Below are 13,698 nucleotides of genomic sequence, written 5' to 3'. Positions count from 1 at the left end.
TATGCTGTTTTTATGTGAAGGGAAGGGCAGTTTTTTAAAATGAAAGATTGGTTTTTTTAAAGGTCAGAGACTATTTGAATTTTCAAAAATGGGGGGGGTCTATATTCGATAGATACAAAAAAGCCTCGTCATTTCTGACAAGGCTTTGTTGTATTGGCGGAGCGGACGGGACTCGAACCCGCGACCCCCGGCGTGACAGGCCGGTATTCTAACCAACTGAACTACCGCTCCAATTTTTTGAAACCCAGACTCTATCTGAATCTCGAAAGTGGCGGAGGGATAGGGATTTGAACCCTAGAAGGGCTATTAACCCTTGCCGGTTTTCAAGACCGGTGCTTTCGACCACTCAGCCATCCCTCCAACGCGGTGAATAATAGTAATCTTTAGTTTTTAAGTAAAGTACTTTTTTGAAAAAAGAGTTTAAGCGTTTAAAAAATAAACGTTATTCTGCATTTTTCTCGACATCGACTAAATAATCACCTTCTAACCAGTTTCTACCAATAAGTAATTTATAGTCAAGCTTACTGCGATCACGTAAATTTACGGCAACTTTCTTTTCTTCACCATTGAAACGTAAATGCATGCGTACTGCGTATCGACGTTCTACACCTTGTGCGTTTCGGATTTTGCTTACTTTAATAATTCGCCCAGTATGTTCTGTTGCAACGTTGTCTTCGTTATAAGTTGTGAACTTAACAGTATCACCAAGATGATCACGCATGTCATCACTCTCATCTTCTTGGTTTATTATTTTGATATTGGTTGCGTGAATTGACGTTGTTGCTGCACCTGTATCAATACGAGCTTCATAATCTGTATTAAGTTCATTAACGTGGATAGTTTCAATTTGTCCAACAATGGTTTTATTTGAACAACTCTCATGAGCAAAAACAGAAGATGATAGTAACAATAGGCTAATAGATAAAATGGCTTTGTTCATAACAACCTTTATGTAAGTAAAAATAAAGTTCAATAAGGATGAAGTGTAGACGCTTATTTTGGAAAGGAGTTCAGGTTTGTGTAAAAGTTTTAATTGTAAATATAAAAAAGGCGATAACCATCGCTATCGCCTTAAGAGTATTTTTAATTTTTTATTTCTTGTTGAGAACGGTTTTTATAAATAGAACCGATAATCGCCAAAGTAATGATTGCAACGATCGTTAATAATGAAATAACCGTTGGTACTTCGTATTTTGTGCCAACCAGGAACATTTTTATACCGATAAAGCTTAGTATAAATGCTAGTGCAGGTTGTAGGTAACAGAACTTATCAAGCATACCTTGAAGAACAAAATACAATGAGCGCAGACCTAATAGTGCAAACACATTTGCAGCAAACACTAAGAATGGCTCTTGTGTAATTGCAAAAATTGCAGGAATTGAATCTAAAGCGAACATAATATCGGTAAACATAATTACAATAACCACTAGTAATAGAGGTGTTGCAATTGTTTTTCCGCTTACTTTAGCAAATAGTTGATTACCATGGTATTTATCATCAAATGGGATGTGCTTTTTAAAGAACATAACTAATTTTGATGATGCAAAATCACTGTTTTCTTCTGTATCTGCAAACCACAATTTCACACCAGTAATGATTAGGAATACAGCAAAGATGTATAGGATCCAGTGATACTGAGCTAATAATTCAGCGCCAACAAAAATCATCACTGCACGTAAGGCAAGGGCACCAATAATACCCCATAAAAGAATACGTGGACGACTTGACTCTGGAACGGCGAATTGACTAAAAATTAATGCGAAAACAAAAAGGTTATCGACACTTAGCATTTTTTCAAGCAAATAACCGGTAAGGAAAGCAACACTAGCATCGGTGCGTGTATAACTACTTTCTGGAGCCATTAATGGCCAGTAAAGATAAATGACAGCACAAAAAACAAATGCAAGAACAAACCAGAATAAAGACCAAACTAATGCTTTTTTAAGGCTTGGTGTATCTTTTCTTGTTTGAAATAGATCAAGAGCGAACATAGCGAGAACAACGAAACCAAAAAGTTCCCAAGTTAACGGTGACATAAGTATTCCTTAAATAGAGGCGAAAGGAATAGGCATGAGTAAAGAGCATAGACCTTCCACCACAAACAATAAAATTAATGTTATGGTTTTGGTCTTGTCAAAGCGATTGGCAACCTTTGCCCACTTACAGATACCGGAAGCCGTAGCTTCGGGATGACGATATCTGAACAAGATTAAGTATTAAATCTTGTGACTACTCCCCAATGATCTGGATAGTAATCCCGATCTTTAAATAATTCAAACAAAAAATGGTCGTATGAAATTTATTTATCGAGAAAATTGATAATAAGCTGAAAGTTAGGAGGAAATCACAAACTTTTTTTTATGTTTTTAACATTTATGTCGATAATAAAAAAGGTAACTAAATTTAATTGAATATGGTGTCGGATGAATTGGATTCAAATAGCAGTCGTAGGATTGTTAATTTTACTCGCAATTGTATGTATCAATTTTTTCTTTGCGAATCAAAAACAGAAGAAAATAGAAAAAAGAAAAGAGCTTGAAGAGAGCTCGTATCGTCGTGCGCTTGCAGAAGCCAGAGCAGCAGAAAGACAAGAACGAGTATATAAAGCGCAAACAGGTCATATCTCAACTCAACTCTTTCTCGCTAAAGAAGCAGAAATGAGTAATTTTGAGGAAGCACTACATTGGTATGAAATGGCTGCCAATTTAAACAACAGTATTGCTATTCGTTCTGTTATTCGTTTATGTGATAGTCGCCGTGATAACCCTGAGTTAAAAGAGAAATCAACATTTTGGGGAAAAGTGGTAGCTGCTGAAGAAGGTGGACCTGAAGATAAATTAGCGCTTGGTATTGCTTTTTTACAAGGTAAGGGCGTTGAGGCTAATATTGAAAAAGGCATTGCGTTAATAACCGAAGCCGCAGAAGCTAATCATATTCCAGCACAATTGTTTATTGCCGATTGGTATGTTGCAGAAGCTAACCCGCAACCGAATGCAAAATTAGCCGCGGAATGGAATTTACGAGCAGCGATGCTTGATGATGTTGAAGCGCAGATCCGTATCGGTAAGCAATACGCTGAAGGGCGAGGTGTCGCTGTGGATCCGAAGAAAGCAACATACTGGTTAGAAGTTGCAGCTGAATCTGGTGATGCTAAAGCGCAATATTTTGCTGGTGAAATGGGCGCTGATACCAATGAAAAAGGTAATTCAATAGCTTATATCTGGTTATGGCTTGCTGCTAAAAATGGCATTGAAGCTGCTGTTTCTCGACGAGACCATGTTGGTCATTTAGTTGGGGTTGATGCGGTAATTGGATTGCAAAGTATGGCAAAACCACTTTATGAAAAGATGAGTAAAGGTAAGCTTAAAAAACACGCAATCATTAAGTCTTTGGATAAATTATATCAACGAGAAAGCTATTTTCCTGATGAAAATGAATTTATGGTTGGAGAAGAGTCAAATACTTCAGTTACTGAAAATGAGATTACAGAAGGTAATGCAGAAGATGTGGTTTCAGTAACAGAGAAAAAAGAAGATACAAAAGAGCCAATGAATTTTAGCCAAACTAAAATGGATAGTGGAGCTAAGTTTTAATTATCTATATATAAAAGGAGCGCTAGGTGCGCTCCTTTTTTTATATGTTTAATAAGGAGAGTTAGTCATTCATTTCAAATAAAATAGGGCAATGATCACTCAGTTGATATTTTTTGACGTCGCTTTCCGTAAATTGTTGCTGAGTCACTTGGAAAGAACGATTCGAGATATTTGTAATGCCGTGATCGATCAAACGAGTGAATGTCGTGTACTTCGGCCAGTCTCGTTTCCATTGTTTAACTGTGCAGCGGGCTTTTGTATCTTCAGTTAGTAATAATGGTGTATCAGAGGTATTACTCTTTATGTTCTTCCACAGCCAGCTTCTCGGATGCGCAAGAGTATGATTGAAATCCCCCAAAATTAGATACTCTTCATTATTGGCCTCACGAGAGTTAATCCATTCTATTACTTCATCAGTTTGTTGTTTTAACGTCGAACACGAATAATTTTTCTTTTTTTGTCCTAAGCATCCGGACTTTAGATGCACAGATAAGAGGTGTACAGGACGTGATGGACTGCCTAGTTCTGCCACAATATAGGTAGCGTAGCGCAACTTGCTGGTTTTTTTCTTTGGTAATAATGAAAAATCATTAGGGTCTATAACAGAAATCGATTGATGAACTGCGAAACCTGTGTATTGATTTATGTCGGTAAATTGCAGTTTTGAGTTTAAAGAACGATCAGAGAGGTAAATTTTATAATCATTTCCCACTATTTTTTGGATTGCTTCTTTTGAATCTACTTCTTGAAAAGCTAAAATTTGGCTATTGGATTGTGAAAAGTAAAAATTTAGCTGTTCAAAATCTTGTTGACTTCGATCTGATGAGCGAAATTTTTCAGAAGGCGAGAGCGTTAACCATTCCATATTCCATGTTGATAATGTGATCGCATAGCTTGAAAATGTACTAAAAGTAAGCATTAAAAAAATCAGTGGTCGAGTAATTCGTTGATTCATAAGTCCTCCAGAAATCGCAAGCAGTTTAATTAAAAATTTACCACTTAGCACACAAAAAAATGTTTCATTTTCATACATTGCAACGAAAGTGAGAACAATCTTAAAGCAGTGGTGAAAGTAGAATCACCCATAAAATTAGATTGATCTAGATCAAAGTATTTTGTTCGCAGATCGAGCCTAATACACCACATCTTGTGTTGGCTAGTTCAACACCCCCACTATTTAGTATTTGGAGTCACTGTGAATATAACTGTAATCAAGCGAGATGGAAGTCGCGCAGCATATAAAAGCTCTCGTATAATTGACGCTGTAAAAGGTGCTTCAGAGCAGATGACTCCTGAGATTGAGAGTTACGCAAAATTAGTTGCTCATGCTGTTGAGATTGCATTACAGGGGCAACAAGAAGTGGGTATTCGCCAGATCCAAGAACTGGTTGAAAACGAATTAATGCAAGGACCACATAAGGTGCTTGCACGTGCCTATATCGAATATCGTCATGATAGAGATATTGCTCGCGAAAAAATCAGCGTACTAAATAAGGAAATTAGTGGCCTGATCGAACAAAGCAATGCTGAACTACTAAATGAAAACGCGAATAAAGACGGTAAAGTTATTCCAACTCAACGTGATTTGTTAGCGGGTATTGTGGCTAAGCACTATGCAACGCGTCATATTTTACCTCGTGATATCGTACAAGCGCACGAACGTGGTGAAATTCATTACCATGATTTAGATTACGCACCATTTTTCCCAATGTTTAACTGTATGCTGATTGATTTAAAAGGCATGTTAACAGGTGGCTTTAAGATGGGTAATGCGGAAATTGATACACCAAAATCAATTGCAACCGCAACTGCTGTAACGGCACAAATTATTGCACAAGTAGCAAGTCATATTTATGGCGGAACTACGATCAACCGTATTGATGAAATTTTAGCGCCTTACGTAACTGTGAGTTATGAAAAAGCGTTAAAGCTTGCTGAAAAGTGGGGCATTCCTGATGCTGAAGCTTTTGCTCAAGCTCAAACAGAAAAAGAGTGTTATGACGCATTCCAATCGCTTGAATACGAAGTAAACACATTACATACAGCAAACGGTCAAACACCATTTGTAACATTCGGCTTTGGTTTAGGTACGAGTTGGGAATCAAAACTGATCCAACGCTCTATTTTAGAAAACCGTATTGCTGGCCTAGGTAAAAACCGTAAAACAGCGGTATTTCCTAAATTAGTATTCGCTATTCGTGATGGTCTAAACCATAAAAAAGCCGATCCAAACTACGATATTAAACAATTGGCGTTAGAGTGTGCGTCAAAACGCATGTACCCAGATATCCTTAACTATGACAAAGTAGTTGAAGTAACGGGTTCATTTAAAACACCAATGGGTTGTCGTAGCTTCCTAGATTTATATGAAGAGAATGGTGAGCAAATTCACGATGGTCGTAATAACCTAGGTGTTGTGAGCTTAAACCTACCTCGTGTTGCGATTGAAGCAAAAGGTGACGTAGATACATTCTATAAACTGCTTGATGAGCGTTTGGTGCTATGTCGCCGCGCGTTAGAATCACGTATTTCTCGTTTAGAAGGCGTGAAAGCTCGTGTTGCTCCAATCCTTTACATGGAAGGGGCTTGTGGTGTTCGTCTGAAACCTGATGATGATATCATTAATATCTTTAAAAACGGTCGTGCATCTGTATCGCTTGGCTACATTGGTGTACATGAAACAATCGAAGCACTATTTGGTAGTGATGATCACCTATATGACAATGCAGAGCTTCAAGTTAAAGCATTAGAGATTATTCAGTACCTAAAAGATGCAGTTCAAGTATGGACAAAAGAAACGGGCTTTGGCTTTAGCTTGTACGGTACTCCAAGTGAAAACCTATGTTCTCGTTTCTGTAAGCTTGATAACACACAATTTGGTGTTATTGATAAAGTGACAGATAAAGGCTATTACACAAACAGTTTCCACTTAGATGTACAGAAGAAAGTGAATCCTTACGATAAGATTGACTTTGAAATGCCATACCCAGAAATCTCAAGTGGCGGTTTCATTTGTTATGGTGAATTCCCTAACATGCAACGTAACATCGAAGCATTAGAAAACGTATGGGATTACAGCTACACGCGTGTTCCTTATTACGGTACAAATACACCGATCGATGAGTGCTACGAATGTGGTTATAACGGTGAGTTTGAATGTACAAGTAAAGGCTTCACTTGTCCTAAATGTGGCAACCATGACTCAACGAAAGTATCAGTAACACGTCGTGTATGTGGTTATTTAGGCAGTCCTGATGCACGTCCATTTAACTTCGGTAAACAAGAAGAAGTTCAACGTCGAGTGAAACATTTATAATGAACTATCACGTATATCATTCAATTGATGTGGTTAATGGACCGGGTACGCGTTGTACCCTGTTCGTTTCAGGTTGTGAGCACAACTGTAAAGGGTGCTATAACAAATCCACACTTAATCCAAATTCAGGGCATCTTTTTACTAAAGAGTTAGAAGATAAGATTATTGCTGATCTGAATGATACACGTATTCCACGTAGAGGGTTGTCATTGTCAGGCGGCGATCCTCTTCATCCAATGAATTGTGAATCTGTTCTTCAGTTAGTAAAACGTGTTAAATCTGAATGTGAAAGTAAAGACATTTGGATGTGGACGGGTTATACCTTAAGTGAGCTAAATTCAACACAAAAAGAGATCGTTGATTTAATTGATACGTTAATTGATGGTCGTTTTGAGCAAGATAAGGCAGATCCATCATTAGATTGGCGTGGTAGCAGCAATCAGATTATTCATACATTCAATCTATTGTAAGAAAATTGTAAAAATCTAAACAATAAAACGTGATATTTTCCTATCTGAATGGTAACTTAAATACATTACAGATCATAAGGATATGAAAATATGCTGCAAAATATAGCAACTCCTGCTAAAGATCCCATTCTTTCTCTTTCTATCGAATATCGAGCCGATGATCGCGATAATAAAGTCGATCTCGGTATCGGTGTTTATCGTAACGATCAAGGCTTAACTCCAATTATGAAAGCCGTGAGTGATTCGGCTAAATCTATTGCGGCAGAGCAAACAACAAAAGCTTACGTTGGCCTTGCTGGCTGTGAAATCTTCAACCAAAGTATGGTTGATTTGCTGCTACGTGACACATCTGCTTATGGGCGTGTTTCGGCAATTCAAACTCCAGGAGCAAGTGGTGCTCTACGTATGCTTGCTGATTTAATTAAATCAACCGAGCCTGATGCGACAGTTTGGATAAGTAACCCAAGTTATGTTAACCATCAACCAGTGATGGAAGCGGCTGGTCTTAAAGTTCGTCATTACACATATTTCAATCCTCTGACAAAACAAGTGGATAGCGAAGCTATGCTTGCTGACTTAGCAAAAGCGGGTCCTAAAGATATCATTTTACTGCACGGTTGTTGTCATAATCCAACAGGTGCAGATATTCGTCTTTCGGATTGGATTGCTATTACAGAGTTAGCATTAAAAAATGGTTTTATTCCTTTTGTTGATATCGCATACCAAGGATTTGGTGATGGATTAGAAGCTGATGCGGCTGGTTTGCGGTTTATGGCAGACCGTGTACCTCAAATGTTTATAGCAACATCATGCTCGAAAAATTTTGGTTTGTATCGTGAGCGAACAGGTGCGGCGATGGTGATCGCTGGCAATATTGAGATAGCAATGAATGCTAAAGCGAAACTGTTGCAAATGGCTCGTGCGACTTACACTATGCCACCAGATCATGGTGCTGCGATTGTTGGTCGAATTTTAAATGATGAGCAATTAACGTTATCGTGGCGCACTGAATTGGATGAGATGCAAAAACGCTTAGTTGGTTTACGAACTAACTTATGTGAAGCACTGCGTAATGAAACACAATCAGAGACATTTGATTTTATTGAGCAACATAAAGGTATGTTCTCAGTAATTGGTTTTACGCCAGAGCAGATGGCATTTTTAAAATCAGAACATGGTATTTACGCTGTAGGTGATGGTCGAATCAATATTGCAGGAATGCAAGAAAAACACATTGAGTATATTGCTAAATCTGTTGCCTCTGTTGCAAATAAGTAACAGACAAAATAAAGATCTTAACTATACTAATGAAATATAACAGATAAACCGTAAAGGAAAACGAATGAAGATAGCAAAAAAATGGTCAACGTTACTTTTACCTATACTACTTGCAGGTTGTATGTCGACGGCTACAACAACGCCGGAAACTGATGGATCAACGAATCCTTCGGTAGAACAACCCGTTACTCCAGAAACTAAACCTGAAGTAAAACCGGAGCAAAAACCACAAGTAGATCCTAAACCTCCAGTTAAACCAGAAGCAAATGAGTTAAAAACAGCGGATGGAAAATTACTGTTAGGTGAAGAAGAGTGGATTTATATAAAAGCCATTAATCACAATGCTAAAGCTCGTATAGATACAGGGGCAACAACCTCTTCTATTTCGGCGGTAGATATTGAAATGTTTGAGCGTGATGGTAAGAATTGGGTTAAATTTAAATTAGCGCATAATGAAAAAGAAACTAAAGAGTTTGAGTCTCCTGTATCTCGTATCGTGACAATTCGACAATCAAGTACAGAAAAACGAACTGATCGTCCTGTGATTGAAGCTTGGGTTCAAATTGGTGATTTAAAAACCAAAACAGAATTCACACTGAATGATCGCACACATATGACATTCCCTGTGTTACTTGGCCGTACGTTCTTCCGCGACGTTGCTGTTGTTGATGTCAGTAAAAAGTTTATTCAACCTAAAGTGAAAATAGAGAAATAACGTATTTTTCTACTGATACATTATGAATATAAACGCCCGCAATTATGTGGGCGTTTTTATTTTAACGTATCTAAAAGAGTTTATAAGTTGAAGCGTTTCGTTGCTCTCTGTGGACTTGAAGTTGAGCAATTTGCTTATAAATAACGTAATAGCGACTGATATTTGCAACATAGTGAACAGGTTCTTTACTTACGTATTTTCGAGCCATGATCTCCACATTATTGAACCAAATATTAGGGTCATATCCATGTTTTACTGCCATTCGACGCATTTTACGAACATTTGCAGGGCCTGCATTATAAGCAGCTAAAGAAAAGTACATTTGGTTCTCTTCTGTTATCTCTGGTTTTAAAAAGTAACGCTTATGTACAAAGTTCATATATTTAACACCGGCATGGATGTTGTTTTCTAGTTCTCTAAAATTTTTAATATTTATGTAAGGTTCTTTAGCTGTTTTTGGCAACACCTGCATGATCCCAACAGCTCCCATGTGTGAGACAAGACGGTTATTGAATTTAGATTCTTGATAAGCTTGAGCTGAAATCATTAACCAATCGAATTCATATTGATCTGCATATTGTTCAAAAAGTGCAGCTAAGCTTTTAAATTGCTTAACAGTTTTAGGGTCAACTGCCTTTTTTAGCCATTTGGTATTGGTTAGATACTTTTTATAAATAACATTACCTAAAAAAGAGCCTTGTCGGATGGTTCTAATGTATTTGTTTACTGCTGTTTTTAATTGAGGGCTGTTTTTCCTCATTGCCCAGCCAATATTAGCGCTTTCTCTTATAGGGAGAGTTTCGTATATGGTGATATTCTTCATAACTTGAGACCAAAGACGAGATTTGTGACTATCGATAACCGTAATGGGTAAAATATCTTGGTTGAGCATTTCCATTAATTCATAGTCTTGTAAGTTTTCTTCTAAGAATTGAACATTGATAGGGGAGATCCCTTGGGAAGATAACTGCTTATTAATTCGCTGTAAGCTCTCAAAATAGCTTGAGCTTGGTCTAACCCATACTTCTTTACCTGATAAATCTTCTAGAGATTCTAAAGGAGGTGTGGATGGTGAACTAACGAGCCACTCTTGGCTGTTACTGATCACAGGATCACTAAAATCGACAAATTGCAGTCGTTGTGGGGTAATCGTTAGGTTAGCAACGGCAAGATCACCAAAGCCTCGTTCTAAAGCGGTAAATAAATCATCCCGTGGGATGGGGATGACTTGAACATTAACGTGAATTTTATTTTTTCGTAAATGTAATTCGAAATGATGAAGAAATTCGGCGATGATCCCCTTCGGTTGCCCTTTTTCTATGTAGTAAAAGCCAAGATCAGCAGATACTAATACTCGTATCGTTCCTTTTTTCTCTAGTGCTTTCAAATCGCCAACATAAGGCGTTTGAGTTAACGGTGAAAGCTCTATTGCAAAAGCGAGCTGAGGAAGCAGTAATAATACCCAGAAAACGCGACGTAAACGATCCATGTCATGAGTCCTTGTTTAACAGTGTATTAACAATTTATGTTAAAATTAGATGAAATTCAAGTCCTCTGTATTTTATGTTCTCGATTTATATTAGATATTATCAAAGTCGAATGTGGCTTTATTTAACGCATTACGCTGCTCTTTTTGTTCTTTTAATTGAACTATTTGTTTATAAATCACATAGTAACGACTTATGTTTGACACATAATGAACGGGTTCTTTGCTGATATACTTCAGCGCCATTAACTCCACATTATTGAACCAGACATTAGGGTCATAACCTTGTTCTTGCGCTTTTTTTCTGATGCGCCTTATTTTAGCAGGCCCTGCATTATAGGCCGCTAATGAGAAGTAGAGTTGATTGTCTGCCGATATTTCCGGCTTATCAAAATATCGTTTATGCACAAAGCTCAAGTATTTAATACCTGCATGTATGTTGTTTTCTAAGGTGTAAATATTCTCTATTTGAACATGCTTGTCTTTTGCAGTGCTAGGTAGGACTTGCATTATTCCAACTGCGCCTTTGTGAGATACGGCTTTATTATCCAACCTCGATTCTTGATAAGCTAAGGCTGAGGTTAGTTGCCAATCTAAGTTATACATACCAGAGTAGTGTTTAAATAAATCAGACAGTTCGTAAAGTTTATCGATATTATCGGTTTGTAGAATTTTAGCTAACCACTTTTCGTCATTAAGGTATTTCTTATAAATTAAATTGCCTAGAAATGAGCCTTTTTTTATTTTAGTAATGTACTGATTTACGACATCAGTTAGTTGAGGACTATTTTTCCTTACCGCCCAAGCGATATTAATATCTTTTTTTAATGGAAATTCTTCATGATATTGAATGTTAGGAATGATCTTTTTCCATAGTATTGCTCGATAGTTTTCTATTACGGTTGCTGGCAATAACTTATTTTCAACCATTTCAAGAACTTCATTGTCACCTAATGACTCTTCTAAAAAATGAACATCCATAGGAGCCATATTATTTGATGTCAGTTTTTCATTAATGTTTTGAAGTGTCTCAAAGTAACTAGAGCTGCCTTTTACCCATATCTCTTTGCCTGAAAGATCGGTCAGCTCTGTGATAGGGGCGTGCCCTTTAGCCGTAATTAACCACTCTTCACTGTCTTTTATTGTTGGAGTACTAAAATCAATATGACGTAATCTAGCTTTGGTTATTGCCAAGTGACCAACAGCAATATCGCCAAAACCTGCTTTTAATGACCATATTAAATCGTCATCAGAAACGGGAATAATTCGGATATGAGTGTGATCATTTTTTTTCGCTAAATGACGTTCAAAGTGTGAGAGAAATTCTGAAATTATTCCGATTGGTTTACCATTACTTACTTGGTAAAAGCCTACTTCCATTGAAACCAGAACACGAATTACGCCTTTTTTTGATATCTCATTGTAATCACCTTTATAGGATTCATTACTTAGAGGGGCGAGCTCAAGTGCTTCAGCGTTTATAGGTAATATTAGTAGAGTAAAAAATAACTTATGGAATAGATTCATAGTTTGTAATCCATGATACAACATGATTACAAGTTATGTTTCTATCCTGTTAAAAACAAGGCGTTATTTTGTTGTTTTTATGTCGTTTTACTTTTGAGACGACAACAATGAGTGAAACTACAATTAAGTGTTTAATTTATGATTATTTGAGGTTTTTTATGAAAACAAGAATTATAGAGAGAAGAGTAATCATTTGTCTTGTGAATATAAGTCAGCAGGTTTCTTGCTGACTTATATGGATGGTTATGTTCGTTAAAAGGAGGTTAGAACGTGAAACGAGCAGTCATCATCATTTGTCCGCCATATACGCCATTGAACTTGGCTTCTGCGCCCACAGATAATTGCTCTGTTGAGTGGAATCGGAAATGCACACTACCAATATTTTTGCTGTCGTTACTATCAAATAATTGGCCGTATTGTGCACCAACTTCAATTTGTTGCATTAACCATACACGGAAGCCAATATTAATTTCGGTAAGCATTTCGTCGCCAAACTTGTCGCTTCCTTTATCTTTTACGTTGTGTAGTAATAATTGACCATAAATATCAGAAAATTCGTTCACTGGGCCGTTAAAACCAATACCACCGCTAATATCCCAATCGCCTGAAAATTTAGTATCAGCTTTTGCTATCAAATGAGAGTTTTCAGTGAATTGTTGATTAACTTGAACTCCATAAGTACCAGGACTGGTTCCAATTCGTGCTTCAAAAAAGCTGTAAGGAAAGTTATTTGCCATTGCTGTCGAAGAAGATAGCGCTGTTGCTAATAAAAACGCTTTTTTGATGAATGTTGTTGATGCCATAACCTTATAACCTGATATTCATGAATTTTATCTATAAAAAAGCCTGCAAAAAGCAGGCCAGTTTATAAGGGAAGGGGTGTTTTATAGTAATTGAATGCGTTCTACTTCGATCTCTGGTGTGTTACCACCTTCATATTCACCGAAGATACGAACTTTGGTTGTTTCATTGATTGCAGTAGGTTGTGAAATATCATCATCTAATTCAATTTGAATTTCTTTTGTCCCATCAGTAAATACATATTTGTCTTTACGAATGTGACGGATAATTCTTCCATCGATAATAGCGTCTTGCTCTGCAAACATACTTGTATCAGTTAATAGTTCGGCAACCGTTGTCGTTTCAACTGGGCCTGTATAATTAAAAGTGCGAGAGTTATGATCTTTATTATGTCCACCATCAGCAAGAGCGATAGTTGGAGATAAGATGAGTGCTGCTGTAATTGCGATAATTGTCTTTTTCATAATGGCTTCCTTTTTTAAAATAATTTCTAGTACCTAGTACCTAGTAC

Annotated in this window: 12 protein-coding genes and 2 tRNA genes; 5 read left to right on the top strand and 9 right to left on the bottom strand. The window is 37.1% G+C overall.

Annotated features, from left to right (window positions below):
• Positions 1–154 precede the first annotated feature (154 nt).
• From GNP81_RS01905 to GNP81_RS01890, 4 genes are all read right to left on the bottom strand, one after another.
• Positions 155–231: transfer RNA gene (locus GNP81_RS01905), tRNA-Asp, on the bottom strand.
• Positions 232–269: 38 nt separating this feature from the next.
• A tRNA-Ser gene (locus tag GNP81_RS01900) sits at positions 270–360 on the bottom strand.
• 82 nt (positions 361–442) lie between these two features.
• On the bottom strand, positions 443–940 hold the full coding sequence (locus GNP81_RS01895) for an ATP-dependent zinc protease family protein (protein WP_155670081.1): 498 nt from the start codon (positions 938–940) through the stop codon (positions 443–445).
• 143 nt (positions 941–1,083) lie between these two features.
• On the bottom strand, positions 1,084–2,037 hold the full coding sequence (locus GNP81_RS01890; protein WP_155670079.1) for a TerC/Alx family metal homeostasis membrane protein: 954 nt from the start codon (positions 2,035–2,037) through the stop codon (positions 1,084–1,086).
• 387 nt (positions 2,038–2,424) lie between these two features.
• Between GNP81_RS01890 and GNP81_RS01885 the strand changes: the two genes are divergently transcribed.
• Positions 2,425–3,594, top strand: a complete 1,170-nt coding sequence (locus GNP81_RS01885; protein ID WP_155670077.1) for a tetratricopeptide repeat protein — start codon at positions 2,425–2,427, stop codon at positions 3,592–3,594.
• Between the two features lie 61 nt (positions 3,595–3,655).
• Here the strand turns inward: GNP81_RS01885 and GNP81_RS01880 are convergent, their stop codons facing one another.
• Positions 3,656–4,549 (bottom strand): exonuclease/endonuclease/phosphatase family protein, encoded by an 894-nt coding sequence (locus GNP81_RS01880; protein WP_236781408.1) that lies wholly within the window; start codon positions 4,547–4,549, stop codon positions 3,656–3,658.
• A gap of 240 nt (positions 4,550–4,789) precedes the next feature.
• On the opposite strand from GNP81_RS01880, the gene nrdD reads away from it, so the two are divergent.
• The 4 genes from nrdD (at position 4,790) to GNP81_RS01860 (ending at position 9,373) form a co-directional block, all read left to right on the top strand.
• Positions 4,790–6,910, top strand: a complete 2,121-nt coding sequence (gene nrdD / locus GNP81_RS01875) for an anaerobic ribonucleoside-triphosphate reductase (RefSeq protein ID WP_336495467.1) — start codon at positions 4,790–4,792, stop codon at positions 6,908–6,910.
• Positions 6,910–7,380, top strand: a complete 471-nt coding sequence (gene nrdG, locus GNP81_RS01870) for an anaerobic ribonucleoside-triphosphate reductase-activating protein (protein ID WP_155674042.1) — start codon at positions 6,910–6,912, stop codon at positions 7,378–7,380. Before nrdD ends, nrdG begins: the two co-directional genes overlap by 1 nt.
• A 90-nt stretch (positions 7,381–7,470) precedes the next feature.
• Positions 7,471–8,658, top strand: a complete 1,188-nt coding sequence (locus GNP81_RS01865; protein WP_155674041.1) for an amino acid aminotransferase — start codon at positions 7,471–7,473, stop codon at positions 8,656–8,658.
• Between the two features lie 64 nt (positions 8,659–8,722).
• Positions 8,723–9,373, top strand: a complete 651-nt coding sequence (locus tag GNP81_RS01860; RefSeq protein ID WP_155674040.1) for a putative ATP-dependent zinc protease — start codon at positions 8,723–8,725, stop codon at positions 9,371–9,373.
• Between the two features lie 70 nt (positions 9,374–9,443).
• Here the strand turns inward: GNP81_RS01860 and GNP81_RS01855 are convergent, their stop codons facing one another.
• From GNP81_RS01855 to GNP81_RS01840, 4 genes are all read right to left on the bottom strand, one after another.
• Positions 9,444–10,862 carry an MltF family protein gene (locus GNP81_RS01855; protein WP_155670068.1) on the bottom strand — a complete coding sequence of 473 codons (1,419 nt, stop codon included), beginning with the start codon at positions 10,860–10,862 and terminating at the stop codon, positions 9,444–9,446.
• A gap of 90 nt (positions 10,863–10,952) precedes the next feature.
• Positions 10,953–12,386, bottom strand: coding sequence for an MltF family protein (locus GNP81_RS01850; RefSeq protein ID WP_155674039.1), 1,434 nt, complete (start codon positions 12,384–12,386; stop codon positions 10,953–10,955).
• 263 nt (positions 12,387–12,649) lie between these two features.
• Positions 12,650–13,189 carry a hypothetical protein gene (locus GNP81_RS01845; protein WP_155670064.1) on the bottom strand — a complete coding sequence of 180 codons (540 nt, stop codon included), beginning with the start codon at positions 13,187–13,189 and terminating at the stop codon, positions 12,650–12,652.
• 81 nt (positions 13,190–13,270) lie between these two features.
• A complete protein-coding gene (locus GNP81_RS01840; protein WP_155670062.1) occupies positions 13,271–13,651 on the bottom strand; it encodes a YgiW/YdeI family stress tolerance OB fold protein in 381 nt (126 codons plus the stop codon).
• Positions 13,652–13,698: the final 47 nt, after the last annotated feature.

It is taken from the genome of Aliivibrio fischeri, assembly GCF_009727955.1.
Lineage (GTDB): Bacteria > Pseudomonadota > Gammaproteobacteria > Enterobacterales > Vibrionaceae > Aliivibrio > Aliivibrio fischeri_A.
This window is presented reverse-complemented; position numbering and strand designations above follow the sequence as displayed.

What these genes read in the sequence shown, in the direction of transcription:
- GNP81_RS01840 (WP_155670062.1), bottom strand. Translation starts at nt 13,651, where the DNA reads ATGAAAAAGACAATTATCGCAATTACAGCAGCACTCATCTTATCTCCA.
- GNP81_RS01895 (WP_155670081.1), bottom strand. Translation starts at nt 940, where the DNA reads ATGAACAAAGCCATTTTATCTATTAGCCTATTGTTACTATCATCTTCT.
- GNP81_RS01850 (WP_155674039.1), bottom strand. Translation starts at nt 12,386, where the DNA reads ATGAATCTATTCCATAAGTTATTTTTTACTCTACTAATATTACCTATA.
- GNP81_RS01845 (WP_155670064.1), bottom strand. Translation starts at nt 13,189, where the DNA reads ATGGCATCAACAACATTCATCAAAAAAGCGTTTTTATTAGCAACAGCG.
- GNP81_RS01860 (WP_155674040.1), top strand. Translation starts at nt 8,723, where the DNA reads ATGAAGATAGCAAAAAAATGGTCAACGTTACTTTTACCTATACTACTT.
- GNP81_RS01855 (WP_155670068.1), bottom strand. Translation starts at nt 10,862, where the DNA reads ATGGATCGTTTACGTCGCGTTTTCTGGGTATTATTACTGCTTCCTCAG.
- GNP81_RS01885 (WP_155670077.1), top strand. Translation starts at nt 2,425, where the DNA reads ATGAATTGGATTCAAATAGCAGTCGTAGGATTGTTAATTTTACTCGCA.
- GNP81_RS01890 (WP_155670079.1), bottom strand. Translation starts at nt 2,037, where the DNA reads ATGTCACCGTTAACTTGGGAACTTTTTGGTTTCGTTGTTCTCGCTATG.
- GNP81_RS01880 (WP_236781408.1), bottom strand. Translation starts at nt 4,549, where the DNA reads ATGAATCAACGAATTACTCGACCACTGATTTTTTTAATGCTTACTTTT.
- GNP81_RS01865 (WP_155674041.1), top strand. Translation starts at nt 7,471, where the DNA reads ATGCTGCAAAATATAGCAACTCCTGCTAAAGATCCCATTCTTTCTCTT.
- nrdG (WP_155674042.1), top strand. Translation starts at nt 6,910, where the DNA reads ATGAACTATCACGTATATCATTCAATTGATGTGGTTAATGGACCGGGT.